Annotated in this window: 15 protein-coding genes; 7 read left to right on the top strand and 8 right to left on the bottom strand. The window is 70.6% G+C overall.

The features are described 5' to 3' along the window. From BLQ03_RS15145 to BLQ03_RS15135, 3 genes are all read right to left on the bottom strand, one after another. A partial coding sequence (locus BLQ03_RS15145) for a heavy metal translocating P-type ATPase (RefSeq protein WP_090757170.1) occupies positions 1-1,467 on the bottom strand: 1,467 nt, incomplete at its 3' end. Positions 1,468-1,488: 21 nt separating this feature from the next. Then, complete coding sequence (locus tag BLQ03_RS15140) at positions 1,489-2,826, bottom strand: sensor histidine kinase (RefSeq protein WP_090757169.1); 1,338 nt, start codon at positions 2,824-2,826, stop codon at positions 1,489-1,491. Further along, a complete protein-coding gene (locus tag BLQ03_RS15135; RefSeq protein ID WP_090757168.1) occupies positions 2,823-3,485 on the bottom strand; it encodes a response regulator transcription factor in 663 nt (220 codons plus the stop codon). Before BLQ03_RS15135 ends, BLQ03_RS15140 begins: the two co-directional genes overlap by 4 nt. A gap of 150 nt (positions 3,486-3,635) precedes the next feature. Between BLQ03_RS15135 and BLQ03_RS15130 the strand changes: the two genes are divergently transcribed. The 6 genes from BLQ03_RS15130 (at position 3,636) to BLQ03_RS15105 (ending at position 8,836) form a co-directional block, all read left to right on the top strand. Next, on the top strand, positions 3,636-4,067 hold the full coding sequence (locus BLQ03_RS15130; RefSeq protein WP_090757167.1) for a PepSY domain-containing protein: 432 nt from the start codon (positions 3,636-3,638) through the stop codon (positions 4,065-4,067). Between the two features lie 58 nt (positions 4,068-4,125). Further along, positions 4,126-4,638 carry a cytochrome b gene (locus BLQ03_RS15125; RefSeq protein ID WP_090757166.1) on the top strand — a complete coding sequence of 171 codons (513 nt, stop codon included), beginning with the start codon at positions 4,126-4,128 and terminating at the stop codon, positions 4,636-4,638. 156 nt (positions 4,639-4,794) lie between these two features. Next, positions 4,795-5,121, top strand: a complete 327-nt coding sequence (locus BLQ03_RS15120; protein ID WP_090757165.1) for a PepSY domain-containing protein — start codon at positions 4,795-4,797, stop codon at positions 5,119-5,121. A 78-nt stretch (positions 5,122-5,199) separates the two neighbouring features. Continuing rightward, on the top strand, positions 5,200-5,661 hold the full coding sequence (locus tag BLQ03_RS15115; RefSeq protein ID WP_090757164.1) for a DUF2271 domain-containing protein: 462 nt from the start codon (positions 5,200-5,202) through the stop codon (positions 5,659-5,661). A 9-nt stretch (positions 5,662-5,670) separates the two neighbouring features. Then, positions 5,671-7,875, top strand: coding sequence for a PepSY domain-containing protein (locus BLQ03_RS15110; protein WP_090757163.1), 2,205 nt, complete (start codon positions 5,671-5,673; stop codon positions 7,873-7,875). Continuing rightward, positions 7,856-8,836, top strand: coding sequence for an FAD:protein FMN transferase (locus tag BLQ03_RS15105; protein ID WP_090757162.1), 981 nt, complete (start codon positions 7,856-7,858; stop codon positions 8,834-8,836). The genes BLQ03_RS15110 and BLQ03_RS15105 overlap by 20 nt, the downstream gene beginning before the upstream one ends. Positions 8,837-9,038: 202 nt before the next feature. Here BLQ03_RS15105 and brnA read toward each other — a convergent pair whose 3' ends face one another. The 4 genes from brnA to BLQ03_RS15085 all read right to left on the bottom strand — a co-directional run bounded on the left by brnA (position 9,039) and on the right by BLQ03_RS15085 (position 12,079). Further along, on the bottom strand, positions 9,039-9,254 hold the full coding sequence (brnA, locus tag BLQ03_RS15100) for a type II toxin-antitoxin system BrnA family antitoxin (protein WP_090757161.1): 216 nt from the start codon (positions 9,252-9,254) through the stop codon (positions 9,039-9,041). Further along, positions 9,241-9,504 (bottom strand): BrnT family toxin, encoded by a 264-nt coding sequence (locus tag BLQ03_RS15095; protein WP_090757160.1) that lies wholly within the window; start codon positions 9,502-9,504, stop codon positions 9,241-9,243. Before BLQ03_RS15095 ends, brnA begins: the two co-directional genes overlap by 14 nt. Before the next feature lie 372 nt (positions 9,505-9,876). Then, positions 9,877-11,787 (bottom strand): heavy metal translocating P-type ATPase, encoded by a 1,911-nt coding sequence (locus BLQ03_RS15090; RefSeq protein ID WP_090757159.1) that lies wholly within the window; start codon positions 11,785-11,787, stop codon positions 9,877-9,879. A gap of 73 nt (positions 11,788-11,860) precedes the next feature. Further along, on the bottom strand, positions 11,861-12,079 hold the full coding sequence (locus BLQ03_RS15085) for a heavy-metal-associated domain-containing protein (RefSeq protein WP_090757158.1): 219 nt from the start codon (positions 12,077-12,079) through the stop codon (positions 11,861-11,863). Between the two features lie 106 nt (positions 12,080-12,185). On the opposite strand from BLQ03_RS15085, the gene BLQ03_RS15080 reads away from it, so the two are divergent. After that, a complete protein-coding gene (locus BLQ03_RS15080; protein WP_090757157.1) occupies positions 12,186-13,112 on the top strand; it encodes a LysR family transcriptional regulator in 927 nt (308 codons plus the stop codon). Between the two features lie 58 nt (positions 13,113-13,170). Here the strand turns inward: BLQ03_RS15080 and BLQ03_RS15075 are convergent, their stop codons facing one another. After that, positions 13,171-13,644, bottom strand: a complete 474-nt coding sequence (locus tag BLQ03_RS15075; RefSeq protein ID WP_090757156.1) for a hypothetical protein — start codon at positions 13,642-13,644, stop codon at positions 13,171-13,173. Positions 13,645-14,017 lie beyond the last annotated feature (373 nt).

The raw sequence follows: 14,017 nt of genomic DNA, 5'->3' as shown, positions 1-14,017 counted from the left end.
CAGGCCCAGTTCCGCGCCGATCCGCAGGGCGACGGGGCGCCGGTCCCCGGTCATCATCACGATTTGCCGCACGCCGCCCTCCCGCAGCGCGGCCAGCGCCGGGGCGGCGCTGGCCCGCGCCTCGTCGGCCACGGTCACGGCGCCCAGAAGCTGCGGCCCGCGTCCGAGATAGATCAGAGTCTGCGCCCCCGCATCCAGCGCGGCGAGCGCCGGGTGGCCGAGGTCGGCCCCCATCTCGGCCGCGAGATAGGGGTTGCCAGCCCAGATCTCGCCCGAGGGATCGGTCCCGACGATGCCCTTGCCGGCGCGGTTGACGGTACTTGCGACCGGCGCGGGCGCAAGCCCTCGCGCCTTCGCCGCGCGGCGGATCGCGGCGGCGATGTGATGCTCGGACTGCGCCTCGAGCCCGGCGAGGCGAGACAGGAACCCGGCCTCGTCGCCGTCGAGCGCCACCACCTGCGTGACGGTCGCCCGGCCGGTGGTCAGGGTGCCGGTCTTGTCGAAGGCGAAGGTCTCGACCGCGGCCAGCGTCTCCAGCGCGGCGCCGCCCTTGAAGAGCACGCCCCCGCGTGCGGCCGCCGACAGGGCCGACAGGATCGCCGCGGGGACCGAGATGACGATGGCGCAGGGGCTGGCCGCGACCAGCAGCGTGGCGGCCTTGTAGAGCGCCCCGTCCCAGTCGTGGCCCAGCCAGCGGAAGGCGGCAAAGGCAAGCGCCGCGCCGACCAGCACGGCGATGGTATAGCGCTGGCCGAACCAGGTGCTGAACCGCTCGGACGGGGCCTTGGCGGCCTGCGCCTCGGTCACCAGCCGGATCATGCGGGCGATGGTGCTGTCGCCCACCCCGCGCGTCACGGTGACGTCCAGAACGCCGTCGAGGTTCACCGTGCCTTCGAAGACCGGATCGCCCGGCGCCTTGGACACGGGCATGGATTCGCCGGTGATATGCGCCTCGTCCACGCCGCCGCGCCCCTGGACGATCACGCCATCCGCGGGAACGCGGGCGCCGGGGCGCAGAACCACGGCGTCGCCCGCGACGAGATCGGCGGCGGGCACCTCGGCGACCGTGCCGTCCGGTCCCTTCCGCAGCGCGGTTTCGGGGCGCAGGGCCATCAGCGCCTCGATCGCGCGGCGGGCGCGGCCGAGCGCGCGCTTCTCCAGCGTGCTGGAAAGGCTGAAGAGCGTCAGCAGCACCGCCCCCTCGAAGGGCGCGCCCACGGCCGCCGCCGCCAGCGCCGCCACGACCATCAGCAGGTCGATGTCGAGCACATGGTCGTGCCACAGCGACCCCAGCGCGCGGGTGGCCGCCGGGACCCCGCCGGCCAGATAAACCAGCGCGAGGCCGGGGGCGACGAGGAAGCCAAGGGCGCCATTCCCCAGCCACAGCCCCGCCGCTGCCAGGGCCAGCCCCAGCACCGCCGCAAGCGACAGCGCGAGCGAGAGATCGAGGGACGCGATGCGTTTCATGGCGGACTCCTTCTGCCGATCCTAGCGCAACCCGGCGCGGCTTGTCGAAAATCTGGCCTCGAAGCCGTCTGCCCGCCCCTCGGCCGGAGAGAGCAGGTCCAGCCGCCCGCCGGTGCCCTCGGCGATCGCCTGGGCGATGGCCAGCCCCAGCCCGCTGCCCTGCGCCTCGGTCGCGCCGCGCTCGAAGGGGCGGGTGAGGCGCCCGAGACGGTCAGCCGGGACCGCCGGCCCCGCGTTGACCACGCGCAGCAGGCCCGCGGGGGACAGCGAGACCTCGACGCGGCCCCCGTGGTCGCCATGCCGCAGCGCGTTCTCGATCAGGTTGCGGGCGAGGATCGCGAAGGTGTCGGGGTCGATGGCGGAGGGCACGCCCGCCTCGGGCAGCGCCAGGTCGATCCGGCCGCCGTTGTCGCGGGTCATGTCGGCCACGACCATCCGCAGGACCGCCGCGAGATCGACCGGCGCCTCGGCCTGCAACCGCCCGCCCTCGGCGCGGGCAAGCTGCATCAGCTTTTCCGACAGCCGCGCCAGCCGCTGCAGGGCGGTCTCGACCTCGCGGGCGCGGGCGCGGGTGGCGTCGTCCGGGGCCTCGAGCACCAGCCGCTGCACCTGCGCCAGCGCGCCCGCGACCGGCGTCCGCAGTTCATGGGCCGAGTTGGCGGTGAAGCTGCGCTCGGCTTGGAGCGCCCGGCGCAGGCGGTCGAGCAGGTGGTTCACCGCCCGCGCGTTCGGCCGGAACTCGGAAGGCAGCCCCTCGGCCGGGATGGGCGAGAGATCGCCCCGGCCCCGCGCCTCGATCCCTTCGCGGAAGCGCCGGATCGGGGCCATCGCCGCGCGGACGGCGGCCCAGACCCCGAGAAGGCTGGCCGGCACGATCAGCGCGAGCGGCAGCGCCAGCCCGGCCAGGGCCTTGCGCGCGGCGGCATGGCGGTGGGCCAGGGGCTCGGCCACGGAAATGGTGATCGTGCCCTGCAGGGCGCTGTCCGAATAGATGCGGTGGGTGGGCGTGGTGGTGAAGCCCATGCCGGTGACCGGCGGAAAGACCGCCGGGTCGGCCCGGTGCGAATAAAGCAGCACCCGGCCGTCGGCGTCCCGCACGACATAGGTCAGAAGCTCCTCATGCGCGCGCAGCGTGGTCACGCCCTGGCTGGGGCTGTCCTCCTCGTCCCGCCCGATGATGTCGCGCACGGCGAGCGGCAGCAGGCGCTGGCCGGCTTCCTCCAGCGCGCTGTCGAAGACCGCGTTCATCTCGTCGCGCAGCTGCCCGGCCGTCAGGGCCGCGGCCAGCGTCCACAGCACCGCAGCCCCCAGCGTCAGCCACAGCGACAGCCGGCCCTGGAGGCTTGCCGGATGCCTCACCGCCCGTCCCCGAGCCGGTAGCCCATGCCCCGCAGGGTCTCGACCGCGCCCGCGCCCAGCTTCTTGCGAAGGCGGCTGACATGGACCTCGATGGTGTTGCTTTCCACCTCGGCCCCGAAGGCATAAAGCCGGTCTTCCAGCTGTGCCTTCGAGATCACCTGCCCGGGCCGCTGCACCAGCGCCTCGAACAGCGCCCATTCCCGCTGGGTCAGGTCCACCCGGCGGCCCGCGCGCAGCACCGTGCGGGTGGCCAGGTCGATCTCCAACTGGCCCAGGGTCACCAGCGGGTTCGGGTTGCCGCAGTAGCGCCGGGCGACCGCCGCGAGCCGCGCGGAAAGCTCGGCCAGGTCGAAGGGCTTGGTCAGGTAGTCGTCGGCGCCCGCGTTCAGCCCCTCGATCCGGTCCGAGATCTGGTCGAGCGCCGTCAGGATGATCACCGGCGTCACGTCGCCGCGCCGGCGCAGGTCGCGCAGGAAGGCAATGCCGCGCCCGTCGGGCAGCATCAGGTCAAGCAGGACCAGGTCATAGGGCGCCGCGTCCAGATGTTCCCGCGCGCGGTCGAGCCGCCCGACCCAGTCGGCCGAATGCCCCTCCGCGGCGATGTGGTCGCGGACCGCCGCGCCCAGGATGGTGTCGTCCTCGATCAGAAGGATTCGCATGAAGTTCCCGTCCGTCCTCTGCCGCAGGACCTGCCCGCCCAAGCTGTCGCTAGCCTGACGCCCAGGTGCCGCGCGCTTAAGCTGGGCGTCAGGATCGCGTGCCATCAGGGACGGCAGATGATGCCTGAACCATGACAAAGGGCAAATGCGATGAAAAAGCACATGCTGCTGGGCGCCCTGCTTGCCGCCCTGGGCGCGGCGGGCGCGGCCCATGCCGATGACGACGACTGCCGGGTGCCGATGGAGCGGTGGCAGCCCCGCGAGGCCGTGCAGAAGGCGCTGCAGGATCGCGGCTGGCAGGTCGGGCGGATCAGGATCGACGACGGCTGCTACAAGGTCCGGGGCACCGACGCGCAGGGGGCGGACTTCAAGGCCAAGCTCGACCCCGCGACGCTGGAGGTCGTCGAGATGAAGCGCCGCGACCGCCGTCACGAGCGGGAGGACGGTGATGACGACGATCACGACGACGACGACCGGCCGCGCGGCCGGGGGCAGGGCGCGCCGGTGACGGCCCCGCCCGCCGACCTGCCGCCGCCCGGCGGGCTGCTGAAGGGCGCCCCGCCCGCGGTGGTCGTCAGATGAGCCCGCTGGCGCCGCGGTCGGGCGCCCGAACCCTTCCCCTCATGCAGGAACCCTCGCCATGCCGGACATGATCGCACGCCATCCGAAGGCCCTTGTCGCCATCCACTGGATCACCGCAGCCGCCGTGCTGGGCGCATGGGCCACGGCCGAGGGCGGCCGCGAGGTCGTCGCGGAACCGCCGCTTCTGCATTTCACCTTGGGCCTCGCGGTGCTGGCCCTCGTCCTGCCGCGGCTGGTGCTGCGGCTGACGGGCGGGGCGCGACCAGACCATGGGCGGCACCCGCTTGCCCTCGCGGCGGGCGCGGGGCACGCGCTGCTTTACGCCCTCCTGATCGCGCTGCCGCTCAGCGGCTGGTATGCCGCCTCGCAGATGGGGGTGGGGGTGCAATTCCTCGGGGTCCACCTTCCCGCCCTGGCGGCGCCGCTGCAGGGGCGGCCCGGCATCGTCGCCGAGGTCCACGAAAGCGCCGGCAGCCTGATCCTGCTGCTGGCCGGGCTGCACGCGGTCATGGCGCTGTGGCACCAGTTCGTGCTGCGCGACGGCACCCTGCGCCGGATGAGCCTGCGCTAGGCTCACGGTCCCGCACCCAAGGCCCGGCCCGCAACGGCCGGGCCTTTTCCTTGCTGACGGCAAGCTGACGCAGATTTCCGCGCCGGTTCAGTCCCCCGTCAGCGCAGCGGCCCAGAGTCGCCTCATCCGACAACCGCAACACGGGAGTAACCAGCGATGAAACGGATGCTTGCGACCTTGGCCGTGCTGGCCGCCCTGCCTGCCGGCGCCGCCCTTGCCGATGACGACTGCCGGGTCTCGCCCGAGCAGATGCAGTCCTGGGAATCGGTGGCGCAGCTCGCCCATGACTACGGCTGGACGATCTCGTCCATGGAGATGGACGACGGCTGCTACGAGGTCAACGTGACCGACACCGGCGGCAACACGATCGAGGCGAAGATCGACCCGGCGACGCTGCAGGTCATCAAGGCGAAGCTCGAGCAGTTCGCCCGCGACACCCCCGCGCCTGCCGCCACCCCGGCACCCGCCGCCCCGGCGAACTGACCGCCGCCTCTCCCCGGCGCATGGCCCGCCTGCCGGCGCCGGGGAAGGCCGCCCCATTCCCACGAAAGGAGCCCGACCATGAAGCCTCTTGCTGCCATCCTCGCCCTCTCGACCGCCCTGACGCTGCCCGCGATCGCGCTGGCGCGGCCCGTCACGCTGACCACCACGCTGAACGACTATGGCGGCGAGGGGGCCTATCTGGCGCTTTACGTCACCGATCCGCAGGGGGCCTATGCCGGCAGCCTGTGGATGGCCGGGGGCAAGTCGAAATACTACGATTCCCTCTCCGGCTGGTATCGTGCGACCGGCGGCGACACCCGGCAGGTGGACGGCATCACCGGGGCCAGCGTCGGCGCGGGCCGCACGCTGGAAATCACGCTGGACCTGGCCGATGCGCTGTTCGACGCGGGCTATACCCTGCATGTCGATGCCGCGGTCGAGGACATGCGCGACAGCCCGAACGAGGTCGCCCTGCCGCTGACCGCGGCCGGGGCAAGCGCCTCGGGCAGCCGTTACATCGCCAGCGTCTCCTATCGCTGAGGGGGCGCCATGATCCGCGCAGTCCATCGCTGGCCGGGGATCGCCGCCGCGCTGCTGCTGGTCGTGCTGGCGCTGTCCGGGGCGGCGCTGTCGCTTTATCCCGCGGCCGAGCGGCTGTCGGCGCCCCAGGCCGAGGCCGGGCTGTCCGTGGCCGACCTGGCCGCGCGCATCGCCGCCAGCCATCCGGGGCTGGAACAGGTCCGCCGCGCGCCCTCGGGGCAGGTCACCGCCTACTGGTTCGACGGCGGCACACCGCGGGCGGCGGTCATCGACCCGGCGACGGGGCAGGACGCCGGATCGGCCGATCCCGACCCGCTGCGGCGCTGGCTGACGAACCTGCACCGCTCGCTGTTCCTTGGCGACGCGGGGCGGATCGCGGCGGCGCTCGGGGCAGGGGCGATGCTGGTGCTGGCGCTGTCGGGCGCGGCGCTGGTGGCGCGGCGGACGGGCGGCTGGCGGCGCTGGTTCGCGCGGCTGCGCGGTCCCCTGGCCGGGCGGCTGCATGTGGAAATCGCGCGGGTGGCGGTCGCGGGCCTGATGCTGTCCTCGGCCACGGCCCTGTGGATGACGGCCTCGACCTTCGACCTGCTGCCGGACGGCGCCCGCACGCCGGCCTTCCCGGCGGAAACCAGCGGTCGGACCGGCGCCGACCTGGCGGGCGCCAGCGCCTTGCGGATGCCCGTCGCCGCCTTCCGCAGCCTGTCGCTGGCCGATCCGAACGACCCGGCGGATGTCCATACCCTCAAGACGGCGCAAGGCACCGGCTATCTGGACCAGGGCAGCGGCGAGTTGCTCGACTGGGCCGACCTCTCCGCTTGGCAGCAGGTCTCTGAAACCGTCTTCATGCTGCACACCGGGCAGGGCGCGGCGGTGCTGGGGCTGGTGCTGGGGCTGATGGCGCTGGGCGTGCCCGCGATGGCTGGCACGGGCGTGGTCCTGTGGCTCTCCGCGCGCCGCGCCCGGCCGCGCATCCGGGGCAATGTCCCGCCCGGCCGGGCGGAAACGGTCCTGCTGGTCGGCAGCGAGGGCGGCTCGACCTGGGGCTTTGCCGCCACGCTGCACGCCGCGCTGACCGACGCCGGCCAGCGCGTCCATGCCGCGCCGATGGCGGGATTCGACCCGGCCCGCTACCCGGAGGCCGCGCGCTTCATCATCCTTGCCGCCACCTATGGCGAGGGCTGCGCCCCCGCCTCGGCCAAGGGGTTCCTCGACCGGCTGTCCCGGCTGGAGCGCGCGCCAAAGGCGCCGCTGGCCGTGCTGGGCTTCGGCGACCGCAGCTTTCCCGCCTTCTGCGCCTATGCCGAGGAGGTCGCGGCAGCCGCGGGGGACAAGGGCTGGCCGCAGTTTCTGGACTTCGCGACCATCGACCGCCAGTCCCCGCAGGAATTCGCGCGCTGGGGCCGCGCGCTTGGCGCGGCGCTGGGGACCGAGCTGGAACTGATCCACCAGCCGGTGGTGCCCGCAAGCGAGGCGCTGACGCTGTTCTCGCGCCGCGACTACGGGGCCGAGGTGCAGGCCCCGACCGTGATCCTGCGCCTTGCCGCGCCGCGGGTCCCGGCATGGCAGCGGCTGACGGGGCGGGGCTTCGCGCGCTGGCAGGCGGGCGACCTGCTAGGCGTCCTGCCCGAGGGCTCGCCCGTGCCGCGCTTCTATTCGCTGGCCTCGGGGTCGCGCGACGGCTTCGTCGAGATTGTGGTCCGCAAGCAGCCCGGCGGGCTCTGCTCGGGGCAGCTGGCGGAACTTCAGCCCGGCGGGACTGTGCAGGCCTTCCTGCGCCGGAACCCTGGCTTCCGCCCGGGCCGGGGCCGCGCGCCGCTGATCCTGGTCGGCGCGGGCACGGGGATCGGGCCGCTCGCGGGCTTCATCCGCGCCAATGCCCGCCGCCGCCCGGTGCACCTGTTCTTCGGGATGCGCCATGCGGACAGCGACTTCCTGTATCGCGAGGAACTGGCCGCGTGGCAGGGAGCAGGGCGGCTGTCGCACCTTGTCACGGCCAACTCGCGCGGCGAGCACCCGCATCACGTCCAGGACGCCCTGCGGCGCGAGGCGGCCGAGGTTGCCCGCCTGATCCGCGCGGGCGCGCGGGTGATGGTCTGCGGCGGGCGCGGCATGGCGGCGGGCGTCCGCGCCGCGCTCGACGAGATCCTTGCCCCGGCCGGGCTGACGCCCGCACTGCTGAAAGCCGAGGGGCGCTATGTCGAAGACGTCTACTGACATGATCCGCCATGCCCTGAACGGCCCCACGATGGGTACCCGCTGGTCAGCGCTGTTCTTCACGGAGGCGGGCTTCGATCCCGCGCCGGTGCGACACGCGCTGCAAGTGGCGGTCGAGGAGGTGGACGCGCAGATGTCCATCTGGCGGCCCGACAGCGACCTGATGCGGCTGAACGCGGCGCCGGTGGGGGAATGGACGCGGGTGCCTGCGCATCTGATGGCCGTACTGCGGTTGGCGATGCAGGTCGGCCGCGCCTCGGGCGGGGCCTTCGACATCGGCCTGGGGGACACGGTGGCAGCCTGGGGTTTCGGCCCCGCGCCGGCCGATGCGGACCGGATCAGACAGGCGCTGGATGGTCCGCGCCGTCCCGCGCATCAGGTGCTGGAGCTTGATCCCGCCGCCTGCCGGGTCCGCAAGGCATCACCGATCACGCTCGACCTGAACGGCATCGCCAAGGGCTATGGCGTCGACCGGCTGGCCGAGACGCTGCGGGAGTTCGGCCTCGGCTCGGCGCTGGTCGGAATCGACGGCGAGATGCGCGCCCTTGGCCTGCGCCCGGACGGCAGCCCCTGGGTCGTGGCGCTCGAGGCACCCGATCCCGGGTGCCGCGCGGCGCATTCCGTGCTGGCGCTGCAGGATGCGGCGGTGGCGACCTCGGGCGATTACCGGCACCGGGTCCGGGTCGGAGGCAGGACCCTGTCGCATACCATGGACCCCCGCCGCGGCGCGCCGCTTCTCGCCGCGCCTGCGTCCGTCACCGTGGTCGCGCAAACCGGTGCGGAAGCAGATGCCTGGGCCAGCGCCCTGATGGTGCTGGGCGAAGCGGAAGGTCCCGCAGTGGCGCGCCGATCAGGCCTCGATGCGCTGTTCCTGCTGCGCCACGGGGCAGGGGGCATCCGGGTTGTAAAGGCGGGCAAGTTGTTTGGGGCACCTGAGGTGGTAGCAAGTCATTACTCCTGAGCGCAAAATGGACGCGCCAGCTCAGGTGCGACTCCAATCTTTCAATTTATGTGGCCATCAAAGAGTTATTTTATTTTACTCACACTCTTCTGAATTTTGACCGCCCCGTCCTACGCCGCAACAAGCCATTCGGCGAGCTTCGGTGGGAAAGCAGAGCGGCCAAGGTCGAACAGCCTCCTGCTACGATTCTCAGCTCACACTTCTACTGAAGACGTTCGGCGATCCACAGTTTGATAAGCGACTGCCGCGTAACGCCCAGTTCTCTGGCCTGTCGGTCCAGACTGGTGATCACCCAGGCAGGGAAGTCCACGTTGACGCGGCGGGTTTCCGTGTTCGTGCGGCGTGCCCGGGTCCAGTCCACATCCGAGCTTACATCCTCACCGGCGTCGAACCTTTCGTCGAATTCACGAGCTTTCATAGCGCTCAATTTCCTCCTTGCGGGCACGACGCACCGAGATGATGCGTGTCACTTCGCCCCGAAGCGTCCACACGGCAGCCCAATGACGCCCCTTGATCCTGCCGACCGCAAGGAAACGCGGCTCGTCGTCTGTACGGGCGGGAGCCTCCAGCAACCAAGGATCGTCCCATAGCCGCTGAGCCTCCTCGAAGTCGATGCCGTGCTTGGCCTTGTTGGCCGCGCTCTTGTCAGGATCATACTCAAAGGGCATGATCTAATCTAGGGCCGAAAATATACCGTTTCAACCCAATCTGGTGACCTGACGCGGATCTGGATCGGTCGCAGGTTTCGGCGTGCTGCAGACCGAGCGTTCGGACGTGAAACAGAAGATCCGGTTCCGTTTCAGGCTGACCTGAACTGCTACCTGCGGAACAGGATCAAATTCCACCCTCGAAGTGTGCCTCTGCCAAGGCGACGCGCCATTCCGCCTCGGACCTCCTGCCCTGGTCGGGCGAAAACCCTGGGCTGCAGGAATGGGCGCAAGTACTCATTGTCTGTCTTGGCTACGCTGTCATCCTCCTGTCCCGGAGCACGGGGGCGGACAGGATCGGCGACCTGCGCCCCCACGTGCAACGACCAAGGTTCAAATCGGAGCAAGCTCGGCCGCCGGTTCCGAGGGCTTGTTACGGGCAGTCCGCAACAGGCGCATGCCGTTGGCGATGACGATCAGCACCGAGAGCTGGTGGACCAGCATGCCTTCGGCCATATGCACATAGCCCGAGAACACCCCGGCCATCAGCCCCGCCACGGTCGCCAGCGCGATCACGAGGTTCTGGCGCATGTTCCGCAGCGTGGCGCGCGAGATCACCACCGCTTCGGGGATCCGCTTCAGATCACCTGTCATGAGCGCGATGTCGGCCGTCTCGATGGCGACGTCGCTGCCGGCTGCACCCATGGCGATGCTGGTATCGGCGGCGGCGAGCGCCGGGGCGTCGTTGATGCCGTCACCGATCATGGCGACGTGGCTGCCCTCGGCCCGCATCCTGCGGATCAGTTCGAGCTTCTGTTCCGGCAGCAGCCCGGCGTGAACTTCGTCGATGCCGACCTGCGCAGCGATGGCGCGGGCCGCCTGCGGCTGGTCGCCGGTCAGCATGACGATCCGGTCGATCCCCGCCTCGCGCAGACCGGCGATCATCGGCGCGGCACTCGGGCGCGGCTGGTCGGCAAGGCCCAGCAGGCCCGCGAGTTGTCCGTCCACGCCCACCATCACCACGGTATGGCCGCGGTCCAGAAGGCCTGCCAGTGCCGTCTCGGCCTCGGGCGTCACCGGGATGCCCAGCCGGTCGATCAGGCGGCGGTTGCCGGCGGCGATGCGGTGTTCGCCGTGGGTAGCGATGAGCCCCATGCCCGCGATCTCCTCAAGGCTCTCTGCAGGGGGAACGGCGCCTTGCGCTGCTGCGGCCTCGATGATCGGGCGACCGAGCGGGTGGTCAGACCCGGCCTCGGCAATGGCCGCGCGGCGCAGCACCGTGTCGCGATCATGGCCCGCAAGCGGCACGACCTCCATCAATTGGGGCCGCCCTTCCGTCAGCGTGCCGGTCTTGTCGAGCGCGACGGCGTTGATGCGGCCCGTGTCCTCGAGATGCTGCCCGCCCTTGATGAGGATACCCGAGCGCGCCGCCCGGCCGATCCCTGCCACGATCGAGACAGGCGTCGAAATGACCAGCGCGCCGGGACAGCCGACCACCAGCAGCGTCAGCGCGAGCCGGATGTCGCGGGTGAAGATCCAGGCCAGCACCGCCAGTCCCATGATCGCAGGCGTATACCACTGCGCGAACCGCTCAATCATGCGCTGGGTGGGGGCCTTTTCCTCCTGCGCCTGCTCGACGCGCTGGACGATGCGGGCCAGTGTGGTGTCGGCGCCCACATTGGTGGCGCGGATACGCAGCACGCCGTTCTCGGCGATGGTGCCGGTAAAGACGGCGCTGCCGGGGGTCTTTTCGGCAGGGATGGATTCGCCGGTGATCGCGGCCTCGCTGACAGCGGCGGTGCCGAAGATGACCTCGCCGTCCACCGGGATGCGCTGGCCGGCCTTGACCAGCACGGTCTCGCCCGGCGCAACAGCGCCGGCGGCGACCTCGACGGGCCTGCCGTCACGCAGGACGGTGGCGGTGGCGGGCGCGGCGTCGATCAGTGCCTTCAGCGCGCCGCGGGTCTGGCGCATGGTCCGCGCCTCAAGCCAGGAACCGAAGATGAAGAGGAAGGTGACGGCCGCCGCCTCCCAGTATTCGCCGATAACCAGCGCGCCAGTGGCGGCGACGGTGACCAGCAGTTCGATGCTGAGATGCCTGATCCGCAGCGCCTGGACCGCGCGGACGGCGATGTCGGCGCCGGCCAGCAGGGCCGCCGCGACCATCGCCGCCGACCACAGGTCGATGTTGCCGAAGCCGTAACGAGCCAGCAGGCCCAGAGCGATCAGGGTGCCGCTGATGATCGTCAGCCACAGCCGCCGGCGAGCCGGGTGCGAGAACCCGGCCTTCAGGTCAGCCCACATGGGAAATCTCCTTTCTGCTCTCCGCCCCGGCCTTGCGGCCGGGGCGGAGGAAGGGATGGATGCGGGAAAGAACTCAGAAGGCCGAGGGCCGGGCCTGGTAGCCCGCTTGGCGCACGGCACCGATCAGCACATCCACCGGTGCGGTTGCGGGGTCATGTTCGACCTCGATCCGGCCGGTGTTGAAATGCACCGCGGCGCTTGTCACGCCAGGAGTCGCGGCCAGCGCCTTCTCGATCTTCGTCACGCAGGAGGGACAGGAGAACTCGTCGCTGCGCAGGATGGTCCTGGTCATTGGTGTTTTCTTTCATTGAGGGCGCGGGACGGCGCCATTGCTTGCCCCGTGAAGGTATGCTGTCGTGATCCGCACAACATTGGCGAAGCCTGCAAGGGATCTTTGCATGGATGCACAAAGCCAAGACTGGAACGACCTGCGCCTGTTTCTGGCGGTGGCGCGGGCGGGCACGCTGTCGGGCGCGGCACGGGCGCTCGGCATCAACCATTCCACCGTCTTCCGCCGCATCACCGCCTTCGAGGAACGGCTGGGTGTGCGGCTCTTCGACCGCCTGCCCAATGGCTATGTCCTGACCGCGCCGGGCGAGGAGATGCGCGATACCGTCGCCCGGATCGAGGAGGAGATCGCGGCGATGGCGCTCAAGGTGACCGGGCAGGACCAGCGCCCCAGCGGCACCATCCGCATCACCGCCACGGACATGCTCGCGGTCGGCGTGCTGCCGCCCCATCTTGCCGCCTTCCGGGCGGAATGGCCGCGGATCGAGCTTGAGCTGCTGGTTTCCGACAGCGTGCTGGACCTTGCGCGGCGCGAGGCGGATGTGGCGCTGCGGGTCGGCAACCCGGTGCAGGACACGCTGGTCGGGCGACGGGTCGGGCGGCTGGCCTTCGCCGTCTATGCCTCGGCCGAACTGCTGGCGCGAGAGGCAGGCGACCCGGAACGGGGCGACTGGGTGGGCTATGGCTCGTCGCACGGGCCGCTCAGCCGCAACCTGGCCCGTTGGTGGCCGGGAATGCGGCAGGTCTGCCGGACCAACTCGATCACCGCGGCGGTGGCTGCGGCGAAAGCGGGCATGGGCCTTGCCGCACTGCCTTGCGCCATTGCCGACCGCGAGGCCGATCTGATCCGCCTCGCGCCCTTCCCCGAGGACTTCGGGCTCGACCTCTGGCTCCTGACCCACGAGGACCTGCGCCAGACCGCCCGCATCCGGGCGTTCCTGGATTTCATCACCGGGGCGCTGGCGGCCGAGGCCGACCTTCTGGAAGGCCGCGCGCCACGCCGGGGTACGGGCGGGACAGCGGCGGCCGAAGGCTGATGACCCCCGGCCGGTTGCATGATCTTCGCCGCGTCGGCTTCGCCACGCCGGCCTCCGATCAGTGACCCAGCGGCTCCCAGCCGGGATGCTCGAAATGCGCGCCATAGGCGTTCAGCGCCTGAACGATGGCGACGGCGCCGGTTTCAACGTCGCCTGCTTCCAGCGCCGAGGCGCCGTCCATGACCTGCGCCAGCACCAGATGGAACTGCTCGTCGGCCGCGGGCTCCAGGTCACAGTTCTCGATCATGAAGTCGAGCTGCCTGCCCACATCGGCAGCCAATCCCTTGGACTGAGCAGGGGTCACGGCATTGGCGTGAATCGCATCCAGATTGGCGGCCATGACGGTGCGGATCGCGGTCATGCCGTCGATCATGTTCTGATCGCCGCGCCATTTCGCCCCCTCGTCGAGAACCAGCGCCGCAACCGTGGCCTCATGCCCCCCATGGTCATGGTTCTCGGCGGCCATCGCGGGTGCCCCCAGCGCAAGCGCGAGGGTCAGGGCGAGGGCCGTCATGGGTTTTCCGAATTGCATGGTCTTGTCTCCTGGTTTCTCCGGCATCGGATCATGCCTGCAGGCTGGAAGTTAACCTGTGGGAAGCCGCACAGGGATTGGCGAAAGCAGCAAGGAGGCCTTGCAGGAATGCACAGGGAGATGGGCAGAACGGCAGGAGAGGCGTTCCACCCGCCTCCGACTGCTCAGAATTCTCACATTCAGCCCAAATGACTTTCTTCCGTCCCTGACGCCTCGAACAGTTTGCCGGCCGAGAGCGGCTGGATCCCGGCAGCAGGAACAGCGCATTGAGGCGCATAGTGCGGATCTGGTTATGGGACCTTGCGCCTGTTTCCTTCTCCTGCCTAGGGGACACCAGCCTGGACTGATCGGCGAGCAGCGCCCTGATCAATCC

The organism is Paracoccus chinensis, assembly GCF_900102885.1.
Classification (GTDB): Bacteria; Pseudomonadota; Alphaproteobacteria; order Rhodobacterales; family Rhodobacteraceae; genus Paracoccus; species Paracoccus chinensis.
This window is presented reverse-complemented; position numbering and strand designations above follow the sequence as displayed.

Coding starts and splice junctions, on each gene's coding strand:
- brnA (WP_090757161.1), bottom strand. CDS start 9,254: ATGAAAGCTCGTGAATTCGACGAAAGGTTCGACGCCGGTGAGGATGTA.
- BLQ03_RS15110 (WP_090757163.1), top strand. CDS start 5,671: ATGATCCGCGCAGTCCATCGCTGGCCGGGGATCGCCGCCGCGCTGCTG.
- BLQ03_RS15115 (WP_090757164.1), top strand. CDS start 5,200: ATGAAGCCTCTTGCTGCCATCCTCGCCCTCTCGACCGCCCTGACGCTG.
- BLQ03_RS15085 (WP_090757158.1), bottom strand. CDS start 12,079: ATGACCAGGACCATCCTGCGCAGCGACGAGTTCTCCTGTCCCTCCTGC.
- BLQ03_RS15105 (WP_090757162.1), top strand. CDS start 7,856: ATGTCGAAGACGTCTACTGACATGATCCGCCATGCCCTGAACGGCCCC.
- BLQ03_RS15135 (WP_090757168.1), bottom strand. CDS start 3,485: ATGCGAATCCTTCTGATCGAGGACGACACCATCCTGGGCGCGGCGGTC.
- BLQ03_RS15130 (WP_090757167.1), top strand. CDS start 3,636: ATGAAAAAGCACATGCTGCTGGGCGCCCTGCTTGCCGCCCTGGGCGCG.
- BLQ03_RS15090 (WP_090757159.1), bottom strand. CDS start 11,787: ATGTGGGCTGACCTGAAGGCCGGGTTCTCGCACCCGGCTCGCCGGCGG.
- BLQ03_RS15075 (WP_090757156.1), bottom strand. CDS start 13,644: ATGCAATTCGGAAAACCCATGACGGCCCTCGCCCTGACCCTCGCGCTT.
- BLQ03_RS15120 (WP_090757165.1), top strand. CDS start 4,795: ATGAAACGGATGCTTGCGACCTTGGCCGTGCTGGCCGCCCTGCCTGCC.
- BLQ03_RS15080 (WP_090757157.1), top strand. CDS start 12,186: ATGGATGCACAAAGCCAAGACTGGAACGACCTGCGCCTGTTTCTGGCG.
- BLQ03_RS15095 (WP_090757160.1), bottom strand. CDS start 9,504: ATGCCCTTTGAGTATGATCCTGACAAGAGCGCGGCCAACAAGGCCAAG.
- BLQ03_RS15125 (WP_090757166.1), top strand. CDS start 4,126: ATGCCGGACATGATCGCACGCCATCCGAAGGCCCTTGTCGCCATCCAC.